Origin of the sequence: Janthinobacterium sp. FW305-129, assembly GCF_020858115.1 — a bacterium.
Taxonomy (GTDB): Bacteria; Pseudomonadota; Gammaproteobacteria; order Burkholderiales; family Burkholderiaceae_D; genus Janthinobacterium.
The window spans coordinates 355,284-375,626 of the sequence record NZ_JACYMM010000006.1 but is presented as its reverse complement, the minus strand read 5'-3'; the positions used below and the strand labels follow the sequence as shown (position 1 = coordinate 375,626).

24 protein-coding genes and 1 tRNA gene are annotated in these 20,343 nt (G+C 60.9%); 15 read left to right on the top strand and 10 right to left on the bottom strand.

Annotated features, from left to right (window positions below; translation table 11 throughout):
* Positions 1-36: 36 nt before the first annotated feature.
* The 4 genes from IGS61_RS14855 to gpmA form a co-directional block, all read right to left on the bottom strand.
* Entirely contained in the window at positions 37-798 is a 762-nt protein-coding gene (locus IGS61_RS14855) for a HesA/MoeB/ThiF family protein (protein ID WP_230540263.1), read from the bottom strand.
* An 8-nt stretch (positions 799-806) separates the two neighbouring features.
* On the bottom strand, positions 807-2,300 hold the full coding sequence (locus tag IGS61_RS14850) for a S41 family peptidase (protein WP_230540262.1): 1,494 nt from the start codon (positions 2,298-2,300) through the stop codon (positions 807-809).
* Positions 2,301-2,351: 51 nt separating this feature from the next.
* A complete protein-coding gene (locus tag IGS61_RS14845) occupies positions 2,352-3,815 on the bottom strand; it encodes a murein hydrolase activator EnvC family protein (RefSeq protein ID WP_230540321.1) in 1,464 nt (487 codons plus the stop codon).
* A gap of 76 nt (positions 3,816-3,891) precedes the next feature.
* Complete coding sequence (gene gpmA, locus IGS61_RS14840) at positions 3,892-4,638, bottom strand: 2,3-diphosphoglycerate-dependent phosphoglycerate mutase (RefSeq protein WP_230540261.1); 747 nt, start codon at positions 4,636-4,638, stop codon at positions 3,892-3,894.
* A 106-nt stretch (positions 4,639-4,744) separates the two neighbouring features.
* Here gpmA and IGS61_RS14835 point away from each other — a divergent pair, with 106 nt between their 5' ends.
* From IGS61_RS14835 to IGS61_RS14815, 5 genes are all read left to right on the top strand, one after another.
* Entirely contained in the window at positions 4,745-5,161 is a 417-nt protein-coding gene (locus IGS61_RS14835) for a rhodanese-like domain-containing protein (RefSeq protein ID WP_230540260.1), read from the top strand.
* A 25-nt stretch (positions 5,162-5,186) separates the two neighbouring features.
* Entirely contained in the window at positions 5,187-5,453 is a 267-nt protein-coding gene (grxC, locus tag IGS61_RS14830) for a glutaredoxin 3 (RefSeq protein ID WP_070220900.1), read from the top strand.
* Positions 5,454-5,613: 160 nt separating this feature from the next.
* On the top strand, positions 5,614-6,090 hold the full coding sequence (gene secB, locus IGS61_RS14825; RefSeq protein ID WP_076565035.1) for a protein-export chaperone SecB: 477 nt from the start codon (positions 5,614-5,616) through the stop codon (positions 6,088-6,090).
* A gap of 86 nt (positions 6,091-6,176) precedes the next feature.
* The gene (locus IGS61_RS14820) at positions 6,177-6,638 is read left to right on the top strand and encodes an SH3 domain-containing protein (RefSeq protein ID WP_230540259.1); all 462 of its coding nucleotides are present in this window, start codon (positions 6,177-6,179) and stop codon (positions 6,636-6,638) included.
* A gap of 36 nt (positions 6,639-6,674) precedes the next feature.
* The gene (locus tag IGS61_RS14815) at positions 6,675-7,715 is read left to right on the top strand and encodes an NAD(P)H-dependent glycerol-3-phosphate dehydrogenase (RefSeq protein ID WP_230540258.1); all 1,041 of its coding nucleotides are present in this window, start codon (positions 6,675-6,677) and stop codon (positions 7,713-7,715) included.
* A gap of 18 nt (positions 7,716-7,733) precedes the next feature.
* On the opposite strand, the gene IGS61_RS14810 is transcribed toward IGS61_RS14815, so the two are convergent.
* The 4 genes from IGS61_RS14810 to mscL are packed head-to-tail and all read right to left on the bottom strand — an operon-like array spanning position 7,734 to position 10,459.
* A complete protein-coding gene (locus IGS61_RS14810; protein ID WP_227742087.1) occupies positions 7,734-8,078 on the bottom strand; it encodes a cupin domain-containing protein in 345 nt (114 codons plus the stop codon).
* A gap of 15 nt (positions 8,079-8,093) precedes the next feature.
* Positions 8,094-8,786: a DUF2461 domain-containing protein gene (locus tag IGS61_RS14805; RefSeq protein WP_230540257.1), complete on the bottom strand. Its 693-nt coding sequence runs from the start codon at positions 8,784-8,786 to the stop codon at positions 8,094-8,096.
* A 21-nt stretch (positions 8,787-8,807) separates the two neighbouring features.
* Positions 8,808-9,968, bottom strand: a complete 1,161-nt coding sequence (locus IGS61_RS14800; protein ID WP_230540256.1) for a Do family serine endopeptidase — start codon at positions 9,966-9,968, stop codon at positions 8,808-8,810.
* A gap of 41 nt (positions 9,969-10,009) precedes the next feature.
* Positions 10,010-10,459, bottom strand: coding sequence for a large conductance mechanosensitive channel protein MscL (gene mscL / locus IGS61_RS14795; protein ID WP_076565025.1), 450 nt, complete (start codon positions 10,457-10,459; stop codon positions 10,010-10,012).
* A 412-nt stretch (positions 10,460-10,871) separates the two neighbouring features.
* Here mscL and petA point away from each other — a divergent pair, with 412 nt between their 5' ends.
* From petA to IGS61_RS14755, 8 genes are all read left to right on the top strand, one after another.
* On the top strand, positions 10,872-11,480 hold the full coding sequence (petA, locus tag IGS61_RS14790) for a ubiquinol-cytochrome c reductase iron-sulfur subunit (protein WP_034753009.1): 609 nt from the start codon (positions 10,872-10,874) through the stop codon (positions 11,478-11,480).
* 2 nt (positions 11,481-11,482) lie between these two features.
* Positions 11,483-12,895: a cytochrome b gene (locus tag IGS61_RS14785; protein WP_230540255.1), complete on the top strand. Its 1,413-nt coding sequence runs from the start codon at positions 11,483-11,485 to the stop codon at positions 12,893-12,895.
* Positions 12,896-12,931: 36 nt separating this feature from the next.
* Positions 12,932-13,696, top strand: a complete 765-nt coding sequence (locus IGS61_RS14780) for a cytochrome c1 (RefSeq protein ID WP_230540254.1) — start codon at positions 12,932-12,934, stop codon at positions 13,694-13,696.
* 120 nt (positions 13,697-13,816) lie between these two features.
* Positions 13,817-14,428: a glutathione S-transferase N-terminal domain-containing protein gene (locus IGS61_RS14775; protein WP_010394154.1), complete on the top strand. Its 612-nt coding sequence runs from the start codon at positions 13,817-13,819 to the stop codon at positions 14,426-14,428.
* A gap of 131 nt (positions 14,429-14,559) precedes the next feature.
* Positions 14,560-15,072, top strand: coding sequence for a ClpXP protease specificity-enhancing factor (locus IGS61_RS14770; RefSeq protein ID WP_086147887.1), 513 nt, complete (start codon positions 14,560-14,562; stop codon positions 15,070-15,072).
* A 26-nt stretch (positions 15,073-15,098) separates the two neighbouring features.
* Positions 15,099-15,174, top strand: a tRNA-Thr gene (locus IGS61_RS14765).
* Between the two features lie 371 nt (positions 15,175-15,545).
* Positions 15,546-16,238, top strand: a complete 693-nt coding sequence (locus IGS61_RS14760; RefSeq protein ID WP_230540253.1) for a Panacea domain-containing protein — start codon at positions 15,546-15,548, stop codon at positions 16,236-16,238.
* 704 nt (positions 16,239-16,942) lie between these two features.
* Positions 16,943-17,149: a dodecin gene (locus IGS61_RS14755; RefSeq protein ID WP_092798646.1), complete on the top strand. Its 207-nt coding sequence runs from the start codon at positions 16,943-16,945 to the stop codon at positions 17,147-17,149.
* Positions 17,150-17,167: 18 nt separating this feature from the next.
* Here IGS61_RS14755 and IGS61_RS14750 read toward each other — a convergent pair whose 3' ends face one another.
* Positions 17,168-17,479: a hypothetical protein gene (locus IGS61_RS14750; RefSeq protein ID WP_070289468.1), complete on the bottom strand. Its 312-nt coding sequence runs from the start codon at positions 17,477-17,479 to the stop codon at positions 17,168-17,170.
* Positions 17,480-17,640: 161 nt separating this feature from the next.
* Between IGS61_RS14750 and IGS61_RS14745 the strand changes: the two genes are divergently transcribed.
* Positions 17,641-18,015 (top strand): hypothetical protein, encoded by a 375-nt coding sequence (locus tag IGS61_RS14745; RefSeq protein ID WP_230540252.1) that lies wholly within the window; start codon positions 17,641-17,643, stop codon positions 18,013-18,015.
* A gap of 211 nt (positions 18,016-18,226) precedes the next feature.
* Positions 18,227-19,216, top strand: coding sequence for an EDSAP-1 family PEP-CTERM protein (locus IGS61_RS14740; protein ID WP_230540251.1), 990 nt, complete (start codon positions 18,227-18,229; stop codon positions 19,214-19,216).
* A gap of 63 nt (positions 19,217-19,279) precedes the next feature.
* Here the strand turns inward: IGS61_RS14740 and IGS61_RS14735 are convergent, their stop codons facing one another.
* On the bottom strand, positions 19,280-20,341 hold the full coding sequence (locus IGS61_RS14735) for a LytR C-terminal domain-containing protein (RefSeq protein ID WP_230540250.1): 1,062 nt from the start codon (positions 20,339-20,341) through the stop codon (positions 19,280-19,282).
* Positions 20,342-20,343: the final 2 nt, after the last annotated feature.

The following is a 20,343-nucleotide window of genomic DNA, read 5'->3' as shown; positions in this document are numbered from 1 at the left end:
AGCTTGTCATATGGGGAAAAATTTGTGCGGCGTCTGTCAGACCGGCAAGACCACTTCGCCGCAAACGGCGCAGCCGGGGTCGCGCGCGACGCGCATGCTGCTCCATTCCATGTGCAGCCCGTCGAGCAGCAGCAGGCGTCCGGCCAGCGATTCGCCCACGCCCATGATGAGTTTCAGGGCCTCGGCCGCCTGCATGGCACCCACCACGCCGACCAGCGGCGCGAACACGCCCATCGTCGAGCACGCCTCATCCGTGAACTGCTGCTCCTGCGGAAACAGGCAGGAATAGCACGGCTGCGTGCCCGCGCGCGGGTCGAATACGCTGACTTGCCCGTCGAAACGGATCACGGCGCCCGACACCAGCGGCACCCCGGCCGCCACGCAGGCGCGGTTGACGGCGTGGCGCGTGGCGAAGTTGTCGGTGCAGTCGAGCACCACCGTGCTGGAGCAGACCAGTTCGGCCAGGCGCGCGCCGTCCAGACGCTCCTGCAAGCCGATGATATCGATCTCGGGATTGATGCCGGTCAAAGTTTCGCGCGCCGACAGCACTTTCGGCTGGCCCACGCGCTGCGTGGTGTGGGCGATCTGGCGCTGCAGATTGGTCAGATCGACCGTGTCGTCGTCGACCAGGGTCAGCTTGCCGACGCCGCTGGCGGCCAGGTACATGGCGGCCGGCGAACCGAGCCCGCCCGCGCCGATCACCAGCACGTGCGCGTCCAGCAAGGCTTGCTGGCCTTCGATGCCGATCTGGTCTAGCAGGATGTGGCGCGAATAGCGCAGCAGTTGATGGTCGTTCATGGCGGCGACTACGGTTTTTGCACCGGAATCTTCTTGTCGTCCGCCTTGATGTCGGAAGCAATTTCCGGCTTGGCGCCGATCTTCTCGTCCTTGGCGTCGGCCTTCGCCAGCTGCACCGGCAAGCCCTGGAAGTGGTTCAAGGCTTGTTGCAGCTGGAAATCATCCTTGGCGCCGTATTCGAGCGGCTTGCGCTTTTTCGCCGTGGCGATCAGGCGCTGCTCCGCTTCCAGCTGATCCTGCATGCCTTCCATGGTCGGCTTGGCCGCTTCCGGCTTGCCGTCGTTGCTGCTCAGGTGCTTTTCCAGGTCCGCCTCGCGCACGCGCAGGCTGTTCCAGCCGTCGCCTTCGGCCGTTTCATCGACCAGCAAGTCGGGCACGATGCCGCGCGCCTGGATGGCCCGGCCTTTCGGCGTGTAGTAGCGCGCCGTCGTCAGCTTGACGGCCGTGTCGGCCGTGATCTGGCGCAAGGTTTGCACGGAACCCTTGCCGAACGTTTGCGTGCCGATGACGGTGGCGCGCTGGTAATCCTGCAAGGCGCCGGCGACGATTTCCGAGGCGGAGGCGGAGCCGGCGTTGACCAGCACCACCAGCGGCACGGTTTTCAGCGCGGCCGGCAGCTTGGCCAGCGGGTCGGCCTTGGCGCCCGGCGGCGCATAGAATTCGCGGCGGCCATAAAACACCTGTTGCGACTCCGGCAACTGGCCCTTGGTGGAAACGATCACGGAGTTACCTGGAAGAAATGCTGTCGCCACGCCGATGGCGCCCGGCACGACGCCACCGGGATCGTTGCGCAAGTCCAGCACCAGGCCCTTGAGCTTGGGGTCTTGCGCATACAGCGCGTTGATCTTTTTGACCATGTCATCGACGGTCGGTTCCTGGAACTGGGCGATGCGCAGCCAGGCATAGCCGGGCGCGATCATCTTGGCCTTCACGCTTTGCACACGGATTTCCTCGCGCACGATGGGGAAGACCAGCGGCTTGCTTTCGCCCTTGCGCGACATCGTCAGTACCAGCTTGGTGCCCGGCTGGCCGCGCATCTTCTTGATGACTTCTTCCAGCTGCATGCCCTTCAGCGGCAGATTGTCGAGGCGAGTGATGAAATCGCCCGCCAGGATGCCGGCCTTGGCGGCGGGGCTGTCCTCGATGGGCGAGACGACTTTCACGTAGCCGTCTTCCATGCTCACTTCGATGCCGATGCCGACAAACTTGCCCTGCACGCTTTCGCGCATTTCCTTGAAGGCATTTTTATCGAGGTAGACGGAATGCGGGTCCAGCGACGACACCATGCCGGATATGGCTTCCGTCAACAGTTTCTTGTCTTCCACCTTCTCGACATAATCGGACTTGATCAGGCCAAAGACGTCGGACAACTGGCGCAGCTCGTCGAGCGGCAGCGGGGCATTCGTGATTTTCTGCGCCACGGCCGGGAACTGCAGCGACATGCCGATGCCGGCCAGGACGCCCAGACCGATCAGGCCGATACTTTTGACTTTGATACCCATGTATTCTTCGCAATCTACAAATTCGCTGCCGCAGCAATGGTGGGAACTGAATTAAAACTTCACCCAGGTGGCGGGGTCGAAGGCGCGGCCCTGATGACGCAATTCAAAGTATAGCCCCGATTCCTCGTTGCCGCCGCTGTTGCCCGCGCTGGCAATGGCGTCGCCGCCCTTGACGGCATCGCCCACGCGTTTCAGCAAGGACTGGTTATTGCCATAAATACTCATGTACTGGCCGCCATGGTCGACGATGATCAAATTGCCGAAACCGCGCAGCCAGTCGGAAAACACGACACGGCCGCCGGCGATGGCGTGGATCTCGCTGCCCTCTCCTGTGCGGATGAACACGCCCTTCCAGCTGGGGCCGTCACCGCGCTTGCTGCCGAAGCGGGCGGCGATCTTGCCCGCCACGGGCGCGCGCAGCTGCCCTTTCATGCTGGCAAAGGCGCCGGCCGGCGCGGCCGGGCCCAGGCTTGGGCGTTCCGGCTCCGGTTCCGGCTTCGGCTCGGGTTTCGGCGCCACCTTGGCCACTTGCGGCGGCTCGTCGTCATCGATCGGTTCCAGTTTCACAGGCGGCGCTGGCGGCGTCTGCGGCTTGATCTTGCCCGATTTGTTTTGTTGCTCTTTTGCAAGGCGTTCGCGCTCGGCCTGCGCCTGGGCGGCCTTGGCGCGCGCGGCCAGCAGGCGTTCGCGTTTTTCCGCGGCGATCCTGGCGTCGGCGGCGGCCTTGGCGGCGGCGCGCTGTTCGGCCAGCAATTGCTGGCGTTTCTTTTCGGCCGCGGCGGCGGCGGCCTGCTCTTCGATCAGTTTCGCCAGCTTGTCGACCAGGTTGCCCATGCGCTGTTCGTCGCGCTCGACATTGCCCACTTCCTTGCGCTGCGCCACCAGGCGCTGCGACAAGCTCGTCAGCAAGGCAGCGCGGCGCGCCTTCTCCTGCACCAGCAGGGCCTTCTGGTCGCGCTCTTCCTGCGCGATTTCTTCCAGCTCATCCTTGGCGTTCTGCACGTCCGCCTGGTTTTTCTCCACGGCCAGCAAGTTGGCGCGCAAGGCTTCCAGCAGGCGCGCCTGCGCCTGCGACACATAGGCCATCAATTGCAGGTCGCGGTTGATGCGGTTCGGATTGTCGCCCGACAAGAGCAGCTTGATGCGGTCTTCGTTGCCGGCAACATATTGTTCACGCAGCAACTTCGACAGCTGCGTCTTTTGTTTCTCGACCGTGGCCGTCAATTGCTGGTGCTCCTGCCCCAGCGCATTGAGTTTCACGCCCGTCTCGCTTTGCTCCTGCGCCAGGTCGCGCAAGGCGCGGTTGGCGTTGGAAATGGCCTCTTCCGACTCGGCCAGGGTATCGGCCGCGTCATCCTTGGCGCTTTCCGTGCGGCTGATGTCGCGCTTGAGCGCCGTCAGCTTTTGTTGCAATCCAGCACGTTGTGCTTCCGCGGCCGCCTTCTGCTTGCTGCGTTCGGTGGGCTTGGCGCCCTGCGCGGCACCGCTGGAAAGCAGCAGCGCCAGGCACAGCATGGCACCGGCGCGCCACGCCGGCAGGGGTCGTTCAGCAGAGGGGGCGATGGCTGTGCCGCGGAAGAAAGACGACAAGTTACTTGGCCTTCCCTTGGTTCGCCACGGCAGCTTGCGCTGCCGCAATCGCTGCCGGGTCGCCCAGGTAGTAATGACGGATCGGTTTCAGGTCGGCGTCCAGTTCATACACGAGCGGCTGGCCATTCGGGATGTTCAGGCCGACGATGTCGCTGTCGCTGATGCCGTCGAGCATCTTGATCAGCGCGCGCAAGCTGTTGCCGTGGGCCGAGATGATGATTTTCTTGCCGGCGCGGATGGCCGGGGCGATTTCCTCATCCCAGGCCGGCATCACGCGCGCCACGGTGTCTTTCAGGCATTCGGTCAGCGGAATCGATGCCTTCGGCAGGCCGGCGTAGCGCGGATCGTTGAACGAGGCGCGGTCATCGTCTTCCGCCAGCGGCGGCGGCGGCGTGTCGTAGCTGCGGCGCCATACCAATACTTGCTCGTCGCCATACTTGGCGGCCGTCTCGCCCTTGTCCAGGCCTTGCAGGGCGCCATAGTGGCGTTCGTTCAAGCGCCAGTCGTTCTTGATTGGCAGATACATCATGTCCATCTCGTCGAGCGCCAGCCACAGGGTGCGGATGGCGCGCTTCAGCACGGAAGTGTAGGCCACGTCGAACGTAAAACCTTCCTGCTTGAGGATCTGGCCGGCGGCCCTGGCTTCGTTGACGCCCTTTTCCGTCAGATCGACGTCGGTCCAGCCGGTGAAGCGGTTATCGAGGTTCCAGGTGGACTCGCCGTGACGCATGAAAACGATTTTGTACATAGTTCTATCTTCTCAAGGGGTTCAAATCAAAAAAGCAAAACGTAAAAAGACCTCGTCCAGCTTCTATTTTATAATGCGCGGATTGACTTAAACCATTGGACCCTACGTGAAATTCATTATCGACCACATTTTTCTGTTTGCCATCGTCATTATTTCCGGCGGCGCCCTCCTCTGGCCACTGCTGTCGATGCGCGGCAAGCGCGCGACCGTGCTGGAAGTCACGCAACTGATCAACCGTGGCAAATCCATCATCGTCGACGTGCGCAGTGCGGAAGAATTCGCCACGGGCCACTTGCCTGACGCAAAAAATATTCCGCTGCCGGAACTGGCAAAACGCCTGGGCGAGCTGGAAAAATTCAAAACGCGCCCCATTGTAGTGGTTTGCCAGAAAGGTTCGCGTTCGGCAACCGCCGTCGGCCTGCTGGGCAAAGCCGGTTTCGCTGAGGCAACAAGCCTGGAAGGCGGCCTCGACGAATGGAAAAAGCAGGGTTTGCCATTGAAAACCTTGTCGCTGGCGAAATAAGCCGGCTTTAACTGAAGGAATCGACATGACCGTACCAGTAATTGTGTATAGCACCGCCGTGTGCCCGTATTGCGTGCGCGCCGAGCGCCTGTTGGAAGCCAAGGGCGTGGCCGTGCAAAAGATCCGCGTCGACCTCGACCCGGAAGAGCGCATCAAGATGATGGAACGCACGGGCCGCCGCACGGTGCCGCAGATCTATGTGGGCGATACCCACGTGGGCGGATTCGACGATTTGTATGCGCTCGATCAAGCCGGCAAGCTGGACCCCTTGTTAAATGGCACGGCAGCCTGATATAAAGCGGGTTCGAGAAATTGCTTGGTTTTTTGTCGTATTGTTTTGATACAATTGCCCTCGCACCTGATCTGGCCGCGCCTATCCGGCGCGGTTTGAATACCGCAAGCACCATATTTGAACGGTGTGCCGTTCTTGTCCTTTACAACGAAAGCGTTCCATGTCTGACGAAAATCTGCAACCAGTCTTCCAAATCCAACGCGTCTACCTGAAAGACATGTCGCTGGAACAACCAAATTCCCCAGCTATTTTCCTGGAACAAGAAGCGCCAGCCATCGAAGTGGCACTGGACGTGGGCGCTGCGCCTCTGGCCGACGGCATCTTCGAAGCCACCGTGACCATCACCGTGACGGCCAAAGTCGGCGAAAAAGTCGCTTTCCTGGTTGAAGGCAAGCAAGCCGGTATTTTCGAAGCACGCAACATTCCTGCCGATCAACTCGATCCGCTGCTGGGAATCGGCTGCCCGAACATCATCTACCCTTACCTGCGCGCCAACATCGCCGACGTGATCACCCGTGCCGGCTTCCCGCCAGTGCACCTGGCCGAGATCAACTTCGAAGTGTTCTACCAACAACGTCTGCAAGCCATCGCCGACGCTGCCGCCGCTGCTCCAGCAGGCGACGCGACGACGCACTAAGCTGCAGGCAAGACCCCGCCGGCCCCTTGGGGCTGGCCTGACACGGCGGCCTGGCCGCCGTGTTTCGTTAAGGTTCAAAAAATATCATGTTGAAAAGTGCGCTCTTGAGCAAGTTCCGCTGGATGGCCGGCGCCGTGCTGCTGCTGGCCACCGCCGCCAGCCACGCCGTCGATTTCAAAACAGTGGGAGCAAACCCCGTGATCCTGTACGACGCGCCATCCAGCAAGGGCGGCAAGCTGTACGTGGCGCCACGCGGCATGCCGCTGGAAATCGTGCTCAGCTATGGCGAATGGGTCAAGGTACGCGACGCCAGCGGCGAAATGGCCTGGACGGAAGCCAAGGGCCTGTCGGCCAAGCGCAACGTCGTGGCGCGCGCCGCGAACCTCAAGGTGCGCGCCAGCCCCGACGACAACGCCTCGCCCATCATTCTCGTCGACAAGGGCGTGCTGCTGGAAATGAGCGAACAGCCCGGCTCCGGCTGGGTCAAGGTGCGCCACAAGGATGGCCAGAGCGGCTACGTCAAGACCAGCGAAGTGTGGGGCTTGTAAGCACCGCACCCGTTCCCCCTGCCCCATTGAGGTTGCATGCAAGTTTCTCCTGAAGTCACTCCCGATATCATTCCTGCCGCCCGCAAGATCACCATCCTGGGCGCCGGCGCCTGGGGCACGGCCGTGGCCATGGCCCTGGCCGGCCGCCACGACGTGCTGCTGTGGGGCCGCAACGGCGACGCCATGGCCGCCATGGCCGCCAGCGGCGAAAACAGTTATCTGCCCGGCTTCCCTTTGCCGCCGCAATTGCGCATCGGCGCCGATTTCGACGCCGCCGTCGCGCATGCCAGCGGGGAACAGGGCATCCTGATCGCCGCCTGCCCCGTGGCGGGCCTGCGCCCCATGCTGCAGCAGCTGAAAGACAAGGCCATCGGCAACCTGGTGTGGCTCTGTAAAGGCTTTGAAGGCGGCACAGGCTTGCTGCCGCACCAGATCGTGCAGGAAGTGCTGGGCGACACGGTCGCCGGCGGCGCCCTGTCCGGCCCCTCGTTCGCGCAGGAAGTGGCGCGCGGCTTGCCGTGCGCGCTGACCATCGCTTCGCACAGCGCGCCATTGCGCGGCGCCGTCGTCTCGGCCTTGCATGGCGGCACCATCCGCGTGTATGCGAGCGACGACCTGGTGGGTGTGGAAGTGGGCGGCGCCGTCAAGAATGTGCTGGCCATTGCCACCGGCGTGGCCGACGGCCTGGGCCTGGGCCTGAATGCGCGCGCCGCGCTGATCACGCGGGGCCTGGCGGAAATCACGCGCCTGGGCACGGCCCTGGGTGGCCAGACGGAAACGTTCATGGGCTTGACGGGCATGGGCGACTTGATTCTGACGTGCACGGGCGACCTGTCGCGCAACCGCCGCGTCGGCCTGGGCCTGGCGCAAGGCAAGGCACTGGACACCATCGTGGCCGAACTGGGCCACGTGGCCGAAGGCGTGCCGTGCGCCAAGGCCGTGCGCGAACTGGCGCGCCGCATGGGCGTCGACATGCCGATTACGAATGCCGTGGCCGGCGTGCTGTTCGACGGCGATGTGCCGCACGTGATGGTGCAGCAGTTGCTGTCGCGCGATCCGCGCGCCGAGGCAGCCTGAGAATCAACCGGGTGGCGCCTAGCGTCCCGCCTTGTGCATGAGTATGGTGAGCAGCAATAAACTGTCTTCGCGCGCTTCCAGCGCGTGCGCCTGGCCGCCGAGCAGGTACAGCATCTGCCCCGGCCCCAGCAGGTGCTCTCCGCCATGCGCAGTCACCGCCACCTGCCCTTGCAGGCAAAGCAGGGTGATTTCACCAAGCACATGATGCTCGGGCATGGTCTTGCCCTTGGGCATGCACATGCGGATCAATTCCAGTTCATCCGTCCTGGCCAGCGCAATGGCGGAAAACTGCGACAGGTCGTCGCCATCCCTGCGCAGCACCTCGATCACCTGTCCTGAACTTGCGTGCTCCAGTGCCATCATGTGCTCCTTCGGCAATTACTCGGTGACTTCCTCCGGCTCTTTCGCGCCGCGCATCCATTCGACCAGCGGCCACGCATCCTTCAAGCCTTCCGCCAGGGTCGGCAGCAGTTTTTCCGGTGCGTTCACGGGCAGCGGTATTTCGGTCCAGACAAAAAAGCTCTTCAGCTTGATGAATTCGATATGTTCGGCATCCGCCTCGAAGCCCTTGGGGGGGCGCTGCAACTTGCCCTCGTTCTGGATCGTGCCGAAACGGGCCTTCAAACGCTTATTTTTCAGTACTTTGGAAAAACCTGGCGCATCGTTGACCATGTGCTCGCGCAGCGCCTTCAGGCGGCCCGGTGGCGGCATGTATTCGCCGGCGCCGAACAGCAGATTGCCCTGGCCATCGATCTGCAGGTAATACGTGGGACCGCCCGCCTTGCTGGGACGGCGCATGTCGTTCGGCGCGATGGCGGCCGAAAAACGCGTTTTATACGGGCTCTTGTCGTGCGCGAAACGCACGTCGCGGTTGATGCGGAACAAGGCCTTCTTCGGATTGCAGTACTTCACGGCCGGATCGAACTTGCCGAGTTCAGCAATGAGTGACGTCACCAAGGCGAGGAATTCCTCGCGCAGGATGTCGTAGCGAGGCTTGTTCATGACAAACCAGGGACGGTTGTTGTTGTCGCTCAGTTCACGTAAAAATTGGGTCAAATCACGCACATGCATGTGTCAAATTCCGATCAGCAACTATTTGGAAAGCTCTTTCGGGATGGGGCGCTTGCCCACCACCACGTCGAGTGCCGCTTCGCGATTCTTGCGCAGCACCGTCATTTTAGCTTTTCCGCCAGGCGGCAGTTGGGCGATCAGGTTCAGCATTTCCGTCGTGTCGCCGACGGGCTTGCCTTCCACCGTCAGCAGGATGTCGCCGGGCACGATGCCCGCCTTGTCGGCCGGGCCGTTGCGCACCACGCCGGCGATGATGGCGCCGCTGGTGCGCTGCAAGTTGAAGCTTTGCGCCAGCTCGGGCGTGATGTCCTGCGTTTCCACGCCGATCCAGCCGCGCACCACGTGGCCATCCTTGATGATGGCTTCCATCACCGTCTTGGCCGTCGAGACGGGAATGGCGAAGCCGATGCCGACGGAACCGCCGCTTTGCGAATAAATCGCCGTATTGATGCCGATCAAATTGCCGCGCGTATCGACCAGGGCGCCGCCCGAGTTGCCGAAATTGATGGCCGCATCCGTCTGGATGAAGTTTTCAAAGCTGTTGATGTGCAGGTTGTTGCGGCCCAGGGCGGAGATGATGCCCATGGTCACCGTCTGGCCCACGCCGAACGGGTTGCCGATGGCCAGCACCACGTCGCCCACGCGCGCCAGTTCCGACTGGCCCAGCACGATGACGGGCAGCTTGTCGAGGTTGATCTTGATCACGGCCAGGTCCGTTTCCGGATCCAGGCCCACCACCTTGGCGGGCGCCTTGCGGCCATCGGTCAGCACCACTTCGATTTCGTCGGCGCCTTCGACCACGTGGTTGTTGGTCAGCACATAGCCTTCATGGCTGACGATGACGCCCGAGCCGAGGCTGTTTTTCAAGTCATCGTCATCCTCGCCGTCCGGGTCGCGGTCGCCGAAGAAGCGTTTAAAGAAGGGGTCGCGCGCCAGCGGATGGGCGCCGCGCTTGGGCACTTGCAGGGTGAGGATGTTGACGACGGCGGGCATGGCGCGCGCCGCCGCGTCGCGGTAGGAGCCGGGCGCCAGGCTGCTCGACGCCGTTTCCACCACGGGCACCGGCTTGGCGGGAGAGCCCAGCTGCTGTACCCGGCTGGCCGGGCGCAGCGCGCCATACACAAAGTACAGCGCCAACGCGATCGTCACGGTTTGCGCAAACAATAACCAGAATCGTCGCATACAGTTCTCTGCCCAGGTCAGCCGGCCGGTGCCGGAACGGCTTATTTTGCCAGATTGTTGCTGTTGCGTGCGTTCTGCTGCAGAGAGTCGCGGATTTCGCGCAGCAGCACGATGTCTTCCGGCGTGGCCGGTGCCGGGGCTGGCGCGACCGGTTCGCTGCGGCGGGCCTTGTTCATCAGGCGCACCATCTGGAAGATGATAAAAGCAAGAATGATGAAGTTGAGCAAAATGGTGAGGAAGTTACCGTAGGCCAGCACGGCGCCCGCTTTTTTCGCTTCCACCAGGGTCATCGTTGTAGCCTGGCCATTCAGGGGCAGGTAGTAATTGGCGAAATCGAGGCCGCCGAAAATGCGGCCGATGGGCGGCATGATCACGTCTTGCACCAGGGAATCGACAATCTTGCCGAAGGCGCCACCGATAATGACACCGACCGCCAGATCGACGACGTTGCCCTTCATTGCAAATTCTTTAAATTCTTGCATCATTGCCATGAATTTCTCCTTCGGATATGTATAAAAAACATGCCGATCATACTATTGATTCCCAGTGCCACCAACTTGTGGTTGCTGGCGAGACCAATTCGTGCACAGCCGGGCGCATCTAGTTCGAAAGAACTAGCCACCTCCTGCAAAAGTATATAAATTATGGTACAAGCAACGTTTTTGTTTTATTCGTTGTTTGCTTCACTTATAATTTGCGGTTGCCAGAAGTGGCTTTTTCACTTCCGGATAATCAACAAGAAACTGGCACGGGCTGCGCCATTGGCCGAAGTTCCGCAGGGATGTTGCCACTTTACCGTACAAAGATGCGGGTTGCGGCAATCAGTGGGAAAGAGCTTCGGCGACGGTTTTTCGCGGCTGCCACTCATAATAAAGATTCGCATTTTGACTGATTGGGGTTTGCATGAGTAACGAAAAGCAGGTCGATTCAGGCCGTCGCGGCTTGCTCGTCGCCACGTGCGCGGCGGGCAGTGTAGTTGGATTGGCAACCGCGGGAGCCTTGGTAAGCACCTTCCAGCCGTCGGAGCGCGCGAAAGCGGCTGGCGCGCCGGTCGAAGTAGACATCACCACCTTGCAACCCGGCGAAATGCGCACCGTCGAATGGCGCGGCAAGCCGGTCTGGATCCTGAAGCGCACGCCGGAAATGATCGCGTCGCTGAAAAAGACCGACGGCAAAGTCGCCGATGCCAATTCCCAGCGCAATCCCGCCGAATTCACGCCCGAATACTGCATGAACGAGGCGCGTTCGATCAAGCCTGAAATTCTCGTCGCCGTCGGCATCTGCACCCACCTGGGCTGCTCCCCTTCCTCGAAATTTGCCCCCGGCCCGCAACCGTCGCTGCCCGATGACTGGGAAGGCGGCTTCCTGTGCCCTTGCCACGGCTCCACCTTCGACATGGCAGGCCGCGTGTTCAAGAACAAGCCGGCGCCGGACAACCTGCAAGTGCCGCGCCATATGTACCTGAGCGACACCAAATTGCTGATAGGTAAAGACGAGAAAGGCGAGGCTTGATCATGGCTGCTTTCAAAGAAACGAAATTCCCGGCAGACGCTCCCGTCGCCGAAAAAGCGCTGGGCTGGGTCGATGACCGCTTTCCCCTGACCAAGCTGTGGAACGACCAATGGGGCAAGTACTACGCCCCGAAAAACTTCAACTTCTGGTACATCTTCGGCTCGCTGGCCATGCTGGTGCTGGTCTTGCAGATCGTCACCGGCATCTTCCTGACCATGCACTACAAACCGGATGCGGCCCTGGCCTTCAATTCCGTCGAGTACATCATGCGCGAAGTGCCGTGGGGCTGGCTGGTGCGCTACATGCACTCGACGGGCGCCTCCGCCTTCTTCATCATCGTCTACCTGCACATGACGCGCGGCCTGCTGTACGGCTCCTACCGCAAGCCACGTGAACTGATCTGGCTGTTCGGTTTCGCCATCTTCCTGTGCCTGATGGCCGAAGCGTTCTTCGGCTACCTGTTGCCATGGGGCCAGATGTCGTACTGGGGCGCACAAGTGATCGTCAACCTGTTCGGCGCCATCCCGTTCATCGGCCCTGACCTGTCGCTGTGGATCCGCGGCGACTACGTCGTTTCCGACGCGACCCTGAACCGCTTCTTCGCCTTCCACGTGATCGCCATCCCGCTGGTACTGCTGGGCTTGGTTGCAGCGCACTTGATCGCCCTGCATGAAGTGGGCTCCAGCAACCCGGACGGCATCGAAGTGAAGGAAAACCTGGGCGCCGATGGCCACCCCGTCGATTCGATCCCTTCGCATCCCTACTACACCGTGCATGACCTGTTCGGCGTCTCGATCTTCCTCGTCATTTTCAGCGCCGTCGTCTTCTTCGCGCCGGAAATGGGCGGTTATTTCCTGGAATACAACAATTTCCTGCCGGGCGATTCGCTGAAGACCCCGCTGCACATCGCGCCAACCTGGTACTTCACGCCGTTCTACTCGGTGCTGCGTGCCACCACGGCCGACTTCATGTACGTGCTGATGGGTGTCGTGGCCGCCTACGTGGTGTTCATCTGGCTCAAGTCGCGCCTGTCGACGACGGTCAAGTCCGCCATCGCCGGTATCGCCATCGTCGCCATCATCGGCATGCTGCCGCAGGTGCTGGACGCGAAATTCTGGGGCGTGGTGTTCTTTGGCGGTTCCGTCGTGATCCTGGCCTTCCTGCCATGGCTCGACCATTCGCCCGTGAAATCGATCCGCTACCGTCCGACCTGGCACAAATATGTGTACGCCATCTTCGGCCTGTCGTTCCTGATCCTCGGCTACCTGGGTACCCAGGCGCCAACGGATGCGAAAACCATCGTGTCGCAAGTGTGCACCCTGATTTACTTCAGCTTCTTCCTGCTGATGCCATGGTGGAGTGCCATGGGCAAGTTCAAGACCGTGCCGTCGCGTGTGACGTTTCACCCGCACTAAGCCGCTCTCACGCCACGCTCAAAGGACATACATCATATGAAGATTGCAAAAAAACTGCTCGCCATCCTGGCCTTCGTGCCTGCCATGGCTCTCGCCAGCGAAGGCGGCTTTCCGCTGGACAAGGCTCCTGACCGCCAGACGAACATGGCAGCGCTGCAACATGGCGCCAAATTGTTCGTCAATTATTGCTTGAATTGCCACGCTGCCGTGTCGATGCGCTACAACCGCCTGCGCGACCTGGGCTTGACGGAAATCCAGATCAAGGAGAATCTGTTGTTCTCCGGCGATAAAGTGGGCGACTTGATGACGACCAGCCTGGCACCGCAGGACGCCAAGGCCTTCTTTGGCGTCGTACCGCCGGATTTGTCGGTAATTTCGCGCGCGAAATCATCTTCCGCTGGCACAGGCGGCGACTACCTGTATACTTACCTGCGTACGTTCTATAAAGACGACACTCGTCCGACCGGCTGGAACAACATGGTCGTGCCGAATGTTGCCATGCCGCATGTATTATGGGAATTGCAAGGTGTCCAGACTGCCAAGTTCGTGGAAGAGAACGATCCGCACGAAGCTGGCAAGAAGATCCACAAATTTACCGGCTTCGAGCAGGTCAAGCCAGGTACGTTGAACAAGATCGAGTACGACAATGCGGTAGCCGACCTGGTCGGCTACATGGAGTGGATGGCCGAACCGGCACAACAGACACGCAAGCGCCTGGGCGTTTGGGTACTGCTGTTCCTGTCGGTCTTTGCTCTGCTGGCATGGCGCTTGAATGCGTCGTTCTGGAAGGAAGTCAAATAAGTGAGGCGCCGGCCATAGGCCGGTTTATGCCTGTTTCTGCGTTGTCCGCATGAGTGGACAAGCGACCTGGGGTGAGCCGTTCGCGGCTTCACCCCCTTTGTTTCTAAGGAACTATAAAAAATGATGGTTCTCTATTCGGGTACAACCTGCCCATTTTCGCAACGCTGCCGCCTGGTCCTGTTTGAAAAAGGCATGGACTTCGAAGTGCGCGACGTCGACCTGTTCAACAAGCCGGAAGACATTTCGACCATGAATCCGTATGGCCAGGTGCCTATCCTGGTCGAACGCGAACTGATCCTGTATGAATCGAACATCATCAACGAGTACATCGATGAGCGCTTCCCGCATCCGCAACTGATGCCGGCCGATCCGCTGATGCGTGCCCGCGCGCGCCTGATGCTGTTCAATTTCGAAAAAGAACTGTTCGTGCACGTGCACGTGCTGGAAAGCGAACGCGCCAAGAGCAACGACAAGGCCCACGACAAGGCACGCGCGGAAATCCGCGACCGCCTGACGACCCTGGCGCCGTTGTTCCTGAAAAACAAGTACATGCTGGGCGACGAATTCTCGATGCTCGACGTGGCTGTCGCGCCGCTGCTGTGGCGCCTGGACCACTACGGCATCGAACTGTCGAAGACGGCCGCACCGCTGATGAAATACGCCGAACGCATCTTCTCGCGTCCCGCGTACATCGAAGCACTCACTCCTTCGGAAAAAGTGATGCGTCGTTAAGATATTCCCGGCAAGCAACGCTTGCCGGGACATCTAGAGTCGTCCCGCATACGGGCGGCCCAGTCTCATTGAACTACCGGTGCGCCCGCCTCATGCCTGACGGGGGGCGCTCCCGCCTCACAGTGCCTACCATGTCTGAAATCTCAACCAAACCTTATATGTTGCGCGCCATCTACGAGTGGTGCACCGACAGCGGCTACACGCCTTATCTCGCGGTCAAAGTCGATTCGCGCACCACCGTACCGATGGAATACGTGAAAAAGGGCGAAATCGTGCTCAACATCAGCTTCGGCGCCACCAGCGGCCTGAAGATGGACAACGACGCCATCCGCTTCCACGCCCGCTTTGGCGGCGTCTCGCGCGAAATCTACGTGCCGGTCGACAATGTGATGGCCATCTACGCCAACGAAAACGGCCAGGGCATGGCCTTCGAGCCCGTGCTGGGCAACGATGATCCTGACGCGCAACCGACGGACAGCCCCGCCTCCGCCGACGTTCCGCCGCCCGTGCTCGCCCCCGCCAGCAGCGCTCCGACGCTGTCGTCCGTGCCAGCCAGCTCCCCCGAACAACGCGACAATGCCACGCCCGGCGACGACGAGCCACCAAAAAAAGGCGGCCGCCCGACCCTGACACGCATTAAATAGCGTATAATTCGCAACGCGCAGTTTTTGCCGACTTAGCTCATTTGGTAGAGCAGTTGATTTGTAATCATCAGGTGGCCAGTTCGAAACCGGCAGTCGGCACCAAGAATATCAAGGGCTTACAGAAATGTAAGCCCTTTTCTTTTGGATCAGTAGCAAGCAAGTGACAACGCCAACTTATAGTTGCGCCTCTCTTGATTACAAGCAATCACACCTCACGTACTACTTTCCAGCGTGGCTTCTTGTCGACGTTCCCGGCAAAGACAGGCATCAATCAGTGTGGTTTCCAGGCTGGTGCACGGTGGAACCCTTTTTGCCGCATGACGACATGCAGAAGCACGTTGGCCGACCTCCCCGTCTAGCGGCAAAGCCATCCAGCCGATACGCTGGCGCTTATCGATTTCGTTTGACAATTATCAAAACTACTGTATATTTATACAGTTAAACTGATTTCATCCACTTTCCGCACATGTTGCATGGGCCAAAGCATCATGCACGGCAATATGTTGACAGCGATGTACTTTGTGCGTAGATTGATCTCGAATAGCTATCCAAATTGCTCAAAATTGATGCGATGGAGGCTCAAAATTATGCAAAACTTATATTCCGAAAAGAAAGCCGCGCAGGTTGCCGCTTACTTCCTATTTCAAGCCCAAGGCCGCCTTCCTGTACTTAAGCTGATGAAGTTGCTTTATCTAGCAGAGCGGCGCTCATATGAGATGTACGGCGATCCGATCATTGGCGACAAGCTTGTTTCTATGGATCACGGACCTGTTCTGTCTCAAACATTGAATCGCATTAACGGAATGTCCTCATCTGAAGATAATGGGTGGGATGCGTGGATCGCGGATCGTGAGGATCATGCTGTGGCTTTGCGTGACGGAAGTCGGATTCGCTCGCCAGAGCAAGACCTTCTGGAATTATCTGAAGCCGAGTTTGAAGTTCTCGCAGAAACTTGGAAAGATTTTGGTCACTTGAGCAAATATCAGATTCGCGACCTCACTCACAAAATTTGCCCTGAGTGGGAAGATCCTGAAGGCTCATCAGTACCCATCACGTTAGAAAAATTGTTCGAAGTACTTAAATTCAATAATGAACAGGCACGGTTACTGAAAAAACAATTGCGTGAGCAGCAGGCGATCAACGCCGCTTTTACATCGGCGGCATGATGCCCGGCTGGTTACCGCGAGCCAAGGAAACACTACTCATACCATCGGGCCCTGGTGGTTTGTTTCATTTATTTGTAGTACTAAATGACCCAGCGCCCATCGATGGCTATCCTGACAATATGTGCGCGCTGGTATGCGTTTGTTCGACCTATCCGAACGTCCCGTTCGATGCAACTTGTGAGCTTCAGGTCGGAAGCCATCCTTTCGTAGAGCATCACAGTCACATCGCCTACAAGCATACTCGACTGGAGCCTGCGGCAACATTGTCGCAATTGGTGGAGAGCGGGGTATTTCGTGTGCACCGTCCTTGCGGAGACCCGCCTTTTTCAGAGATCAAAGCCGGGCTGAATGCATCGAAGTTCACGAAGGGTGCCTTCAAACGACTACCCATTTAGTTGTGTAGCTAAATTTTTTCTTCCCAGGCGCCTGCAGGATGCTCCTGGTGCCATTGACGCTCATCGCGACCCGAAGTGAGCGCATAGCGTGGGACGCAACGCGGACTATCTCCACCCACACGCCGACAAGACCAACTGAAGTCCCGGTTTTAACCGACAGCAATGTTGCCAGCATGATGGCGGCCTTCGCCCGATTCGCAATCGCATGCTGCACCGCGCAATGACTATCAGCACGTTTAGGCGCAAGATGAGCACGTGCCTGCGCAAAGCAGGCTCCCGATGTCTGGCTTGCCTACCTGGGGAAATATCATGTCCGCACACACTTACAAGCTGATCGAACTGGTCGGCACGTCCACCGAGAGCAGCGATCAGGCGATACGCGATGCCATTGCCAAGGCGGCGCTGACGGTCAAGCATATGGACTGGTATGCAGTGACGGAATCGCGCGGCCATATCGTCGACGGCAAGGTGGCGCACTTCCAGGTCACGCTCAAGGTCGGCTTCCGGCTGGAATAGCGCAAAGCGGCGCGTTCGTCACCGCCGCCCGGCTACTGCCCGGCTCTCCAGCCACTCCCGGCCGCCGGCCTCCAGCGCGGCCTCGATCACCTTTTCCGGCAAGCTGTAGACGGTCGCCCAGCTGGCGCGGCCATCTTGCGTATTCGCGGGAAAACTGTGCGTTTCAATCGGCCAGTGGTATTTGCGTTTCAGCGCTTTCACGATGGCGGCCAGCGAGACGCGGCCTTGCAGCGGTTCGGCGCCGGACTGGTCGCGGTTCGACAGCAGCACGGCCAGGACCTGGCCGCGGCCCGTGCGTGCGCCGGGGAAGGTGGGGGTTTTGTTTGCCATCGCCTATTTTACCGGGCAATGATCGGGCGAGAGGCGATGTGCCGCACCTTTGATATGGCGCAAGCGCCGCAGCGGCTTTGCGGCCACGATGGGCATGTCGCCAGGCGTGCCGGCGCCCTTCCGGCAGCCTGGGCTTGATACCAGGGGCACAGGAGAACATCATGCACAGCCTGAACATTCACGCCATGCAATGGCAGCCCGTTGCCGATATTTCCGCCGTCGATCCGCTGCGGCCCGACGACCTCGCCTGCTTTCGCGAGCTGCGCGACGTGCTGCAACGCTATGGCGCGCTCGACCGCTTCGGCATTTCCCTGATCCACCGCCATTTCGACATCGCCGACGACGAGGAGCTGATGGAGTACACGGATGTGGAACAACGCACGCTGATAGTGAAACCTGTCAAGAAAAGCGACATCGACTGGGAACACACGACGATTACCAACTGGAAATTGACGAAAGGGGAGGAAGTGGCGCGCATCGGTTGCGGTTGCGCACGCAATTCGGGTGGCCACCTGGGCTATCACCGCGCCACCTGAGGCACCCCCGCCGCCTTCCGCCAAGCGGCGTCGGCCTTTCTTACACTTTGCCCTATCCAGTTCAGTCCGCTTTGCACAAATCATTGATTCCATGGGCTTTTTTTGTGTGGCATGCAAACTGCTTATCCCTGTCTACGAGATGAATTCAGGCAAGTCATCCTGGATTCCTCATCCCCGGATTTTCCGAGACTGACCACGATAAGAGGCTGCGATGAACGTCGATCACACACGAAGCAAGACCCTGGGCTGGCTGGGCGCACTGGCGGCGGCAAGCCTGCTGGCCAGCGGCCAGGCGCAGGCCGGCGCATACGGCCTGGCCGTCAACGAGTTGAACAATTTCCGCATCACCACCAGCGCCGGCGCGCTGTCGCTGGCCGGCGCCAACCGCAATGCCAGCGACAGCGCCTTCTTTGAAGGCGGCGTGGCCGTCAATCCGCGTGCCGTCAATACGGGACCGGCCGCCAACGCCGACGTGCAGCAGGTATGTTCGGGCGGCGGCTGCAGCGGCTTGCCGCAGAACCACTACGCCCCGAGTCCCAGTTCCACCCTGGAGTTCGCGCGCGGCGATGCGCATGCCTTCGGCAACATGCTCAATGGCGGCGCCACCGTACGCGCCGTCTCGGAAGCGCAGCGCAACACGGTCGGCGCCGCCTCATCCACGGCCGGCGACACGCTCACCGGCTCCGTCAACCTGACCCTGTCGAGCGCCGGCTTCATCACCTTCAGCTTCATGGGACGGCGCGACCTGCGCACCAGCGTGACGACCATGGGCGACAAGTCGAACGTGTCGATCATGGATATCTTCAATATCTCGTGCAATGCCGCCAGCCCAGCAGGCTGCCTGTCGAACGCGAATGCCGATGGCGTGATCTTCCAGTTCGCGCCCGATGGCAATGCCGGCAATGGCAGCGACGTCAACGGCAACCATGGCGCCGGCAGCCTCGACCCCTTCAGCCTGAACATGACGAGCGGCACCAACGATCCCGCCACCGGACGCGCCTTCACGAATGACTTCGCGCTGTTTTCCCTGACTTCGAATTTCGCCCTGCCCGCCGGCAGCTATACCCTGAATTTTTCCAAGTCCACGCGCACCGATATCGTCGTCATCGACCCACTGGTCGTGCCGGAGCCTGGTACCCTGTTCCTGCTGGGCCTGGGACTGGCCGGCCTGGCCTTCACGCGCCGCCGCCAGCCGAAGTAATCAGCAGCATGCAAAACACGCGGCGCCTCATGGGCGCCGTTTTTTTGCATCAACAGCGGCGTTTTAACCGAGCCGCGCCAGTGCCTGGCGCGCCAGTTGCAACTGCTGCAGATAATAGCGGTGCAGCATGGCGGGGTCGCTCAGGTCGCGTCCCAGTACCAGGCGCAGCTCGCTGGCCGGGCAGTCGGCGGCCTGGGTCTGCACCTGCGTTCCAAGCTGGCGGGCCAGCTGGCGCGCCGCCTGCTCTTGCGCGGGCCGGTATTCGACGCGCGTGCGCGCCACCTGGAAGCTGGTTTCATTGGCCAGGCGCACCACTTGCACGGGAGCGACGGCCAGGCTGCGCGCCAGCGCGGCGGCCATGCCCGGCACACCGTTGCCATTCACAATTTCCAGGCGCGGACGCGGCACGGCAGCCGCCGTCACGGTCCGCGCCGGGGCGGCAACGGGCACGCCGCGCGCCTCGGCCGGCACGCGCTGCAAACGGGCCATGCCGTCGCCTTGCGTAATCTCGATGCGCGCCATGGCGGGCGTCTCCTGCGGCGGCGCGGGCGCGGGCACGCCCTGCGGCGGCGCTTCATCGCGCAACAAGGCCAGGTCGCGCCGCAGGTCGTGTTCCTGCAAGCTGGCCGCCTGGCGCCGCATGACGGCCGCGCGCTCATGCTGTCCCAGGCGTTCGAGCACCTGCGCCAGGTGTTGCCAGGCCAGCGCATTGAGCGGATCGAGCAGACACGCCTGTTCCAGCGCAGTCAACGCCAGCGCATCGCGCCCGCTCAGATAATAGGCACGGCCGAGATTGCTGAACAGATATGCCTGCTGCGGCCGCGGCGTGCCCGCCTCCTGCGTCAAGGCCAGCCAATGGGCGATGGCGGCGGCGTGCTCGCCGCGCTGCGCGTGCAGCACGGCCAGGCCGTTGCGCGCATTCACGTGGCGCGGCGCATGGCGCAGCGCTTGTTCATAGGCCGCTTGCGCGGCGGGCAGGTTGCCCGCGTCAAAATGCTGGCGTCCCGCGACGTAGGCGGCATCGGCGTCGGGCGGCAGCGGCGGCGCGTGCGCCGTATGGCTGGCGCAGGCGCCCAGGCCAAGACAGGCGCAGGCGGCGGCCAGGCGGGAAAGCGTCAAGCGCATGG

Excerpts from the sequence above, each read along its gene's own strand:
- IGS61_RS14810 (WP_227742087.1), bottom strand. The coding sequence starts at position 8,078 with ATGATGGCACTGGAGCACGCAAGTTCAGGACAGGTGATCGAGGTGCTG.
- IGS61_RS14760 (WP_230540253.1), top strand. The coding sequence starts at position 15,546 with ATGGGCCAAAGCATCATGCACGGCAATATGTTGACAGCGATGTACTTT.
- IGS61_RS14780 (WP_230540254.1), top strand. The coding sequence starts at position 12,932 with ATGAAGATTGCAAAAAAACTGCTCGCCATCCTGGCCTTCGTGCCTGCC.
- IGS61_RS14850 (WP_230540262.1), bottom strand. The coding sequence starts at position 2,300 with ATGGGTATCAAAGTCAAAAGTATCGGCCTGATCGGTCTGGGCGTCCTG.
- grxC (WP_070220900.1), top strand. The coding sequence starts at position 5,187 with ATGACCGTACCAGTAATTGTGTATAGCACCGCCGTGTGCCCGTATTGC.
- IGS61_RS14735 (WP_230540250.1), bottom strand. The coding sequence starts at position 20,341 with ATGCGCTTGACGCTTTCCCGCCTGGCCGCCGCCTGCGCCTGTCTTGGC.
- IGS61_RS14785 (WP_230540255.1), top strand. The coding sequence starts at position 11,483 with ATGGCTGCTTTCAAAGAAACGAAATTCCCGGCAGACGCTCCCGTCGCC.
- IGS61_RS14855 (WP_230540263.1), bottom strand. The coding sequence starts at position 798 with ATGAACGACCATCAACTGCTGCGCTATTCGCGCCACATCCTGCTAGAC.
- IGS61_RS14755 (WP_092798646.1), top strand. The coding sequence starts at position 16,943 with ATGTCCGCACACACTTACAAGCTGATCGAACTGGTCGGCACGTCCACC.
- IGS61_RS14740 (WP_230540251.1), top strand. The coding sequence starts at position 18,227 with ATGAACGTCGATCACACACGAAGCAAGACCCTGGGCTGGCTGGGCGCA.
- IGS61_RS14750 (WP_070289468.1), bottom strand. The coding sequence starts at position 17,479 with ATGGCAAACAAAACCCCCACCTTCCCCGGCGCACGCACGGGCCGCGGC.
- mscL (WP_076565025.1), bottom strand. The coding sequence starts at position 10,459 with ATGGCAATGATGCAAGAATTTAAAGAATTTGCAATGAAGGGCAACGTC.
- IGS61_RS14845 (WP_230540321.1), bottom strand. The coding sequence starts at position 3,815 with ATGCTGTGCCTGGCGCTGCTGCTTTCCAGCGGTGCCGCGCAGGGCGCC.
- gpmA (WP_230540261.1), bottom strand. The coding sequence starts at position 4,638 with ATGTACAAAATCGTTTTCATGCGTCACGGCGAGTCCACCTGGAACCTC.
- IGS61_RS14815 (WP_230540258.1), top strand. The coding sequence starts at position 6,675 with ATGCAAGTTTCTCCTGAAGTCACTCCCGATATCATTCCTGCCGCCCGC.
- IGS61_RS14805 (WP_230540257.1), bottom strand. The coding sequence starts at position 8,786 with ATGCATGTGCGTGATTTGACCCAATTTTTACGTGAACTGAGCGACAAC.
- IGS61_RS14800 (WP_230540256.1), bottom strand. The coding sequence starts at position 9,968 with ATGCGACGATTCTGGTTATTGTTTGCGCAAACCGTGACGATCGCGTTG.
- IGS61_RS14775 (WP_010394154.1), top strand. The coding sequence starts at position 13,817 with ATGATGGTTCTCTATTCGGGTACAACCTGCCCATTTTCGCAACGCTGC.
- petA (WP_034753009.1), top strand. The coding sequence starts at position 10,872 with ATGAGTAACGAAAAGCAGGTCGATTCAGGCCGTCGCGGCTTGCTCGTC.
- IGS61_RS14820 (WP_230540259.1), top strand. The coding sequence starts at position 6,177 with ATGTTGAAAAGTGCGCTCTTGAGCAAGTTCCGCTGGATGGCCGGCGCC.
- secB (WP_076565035.1), top strand. The coding sequence starts at position 5,614 with ATGTCTGACGAAAATCTGCAACCAGTCTTCCAAATCCAACGCGTCTAC.
- IGS61_RS14745 (WP_230540252.1), top strand. The coding sequence starts at position 17,641 with ATGCACAGCCTGAACATTCACGCCATGCAATGGCAGCCCGTTGCCGAT.
- IGS61_RS14770 (WP_086147887.1), top strand. The coding sequence starts at position 14,560 with ATGTCTGAAATCTCAACCAAACCTTATATGTTGCGCGCCATCTACGAG.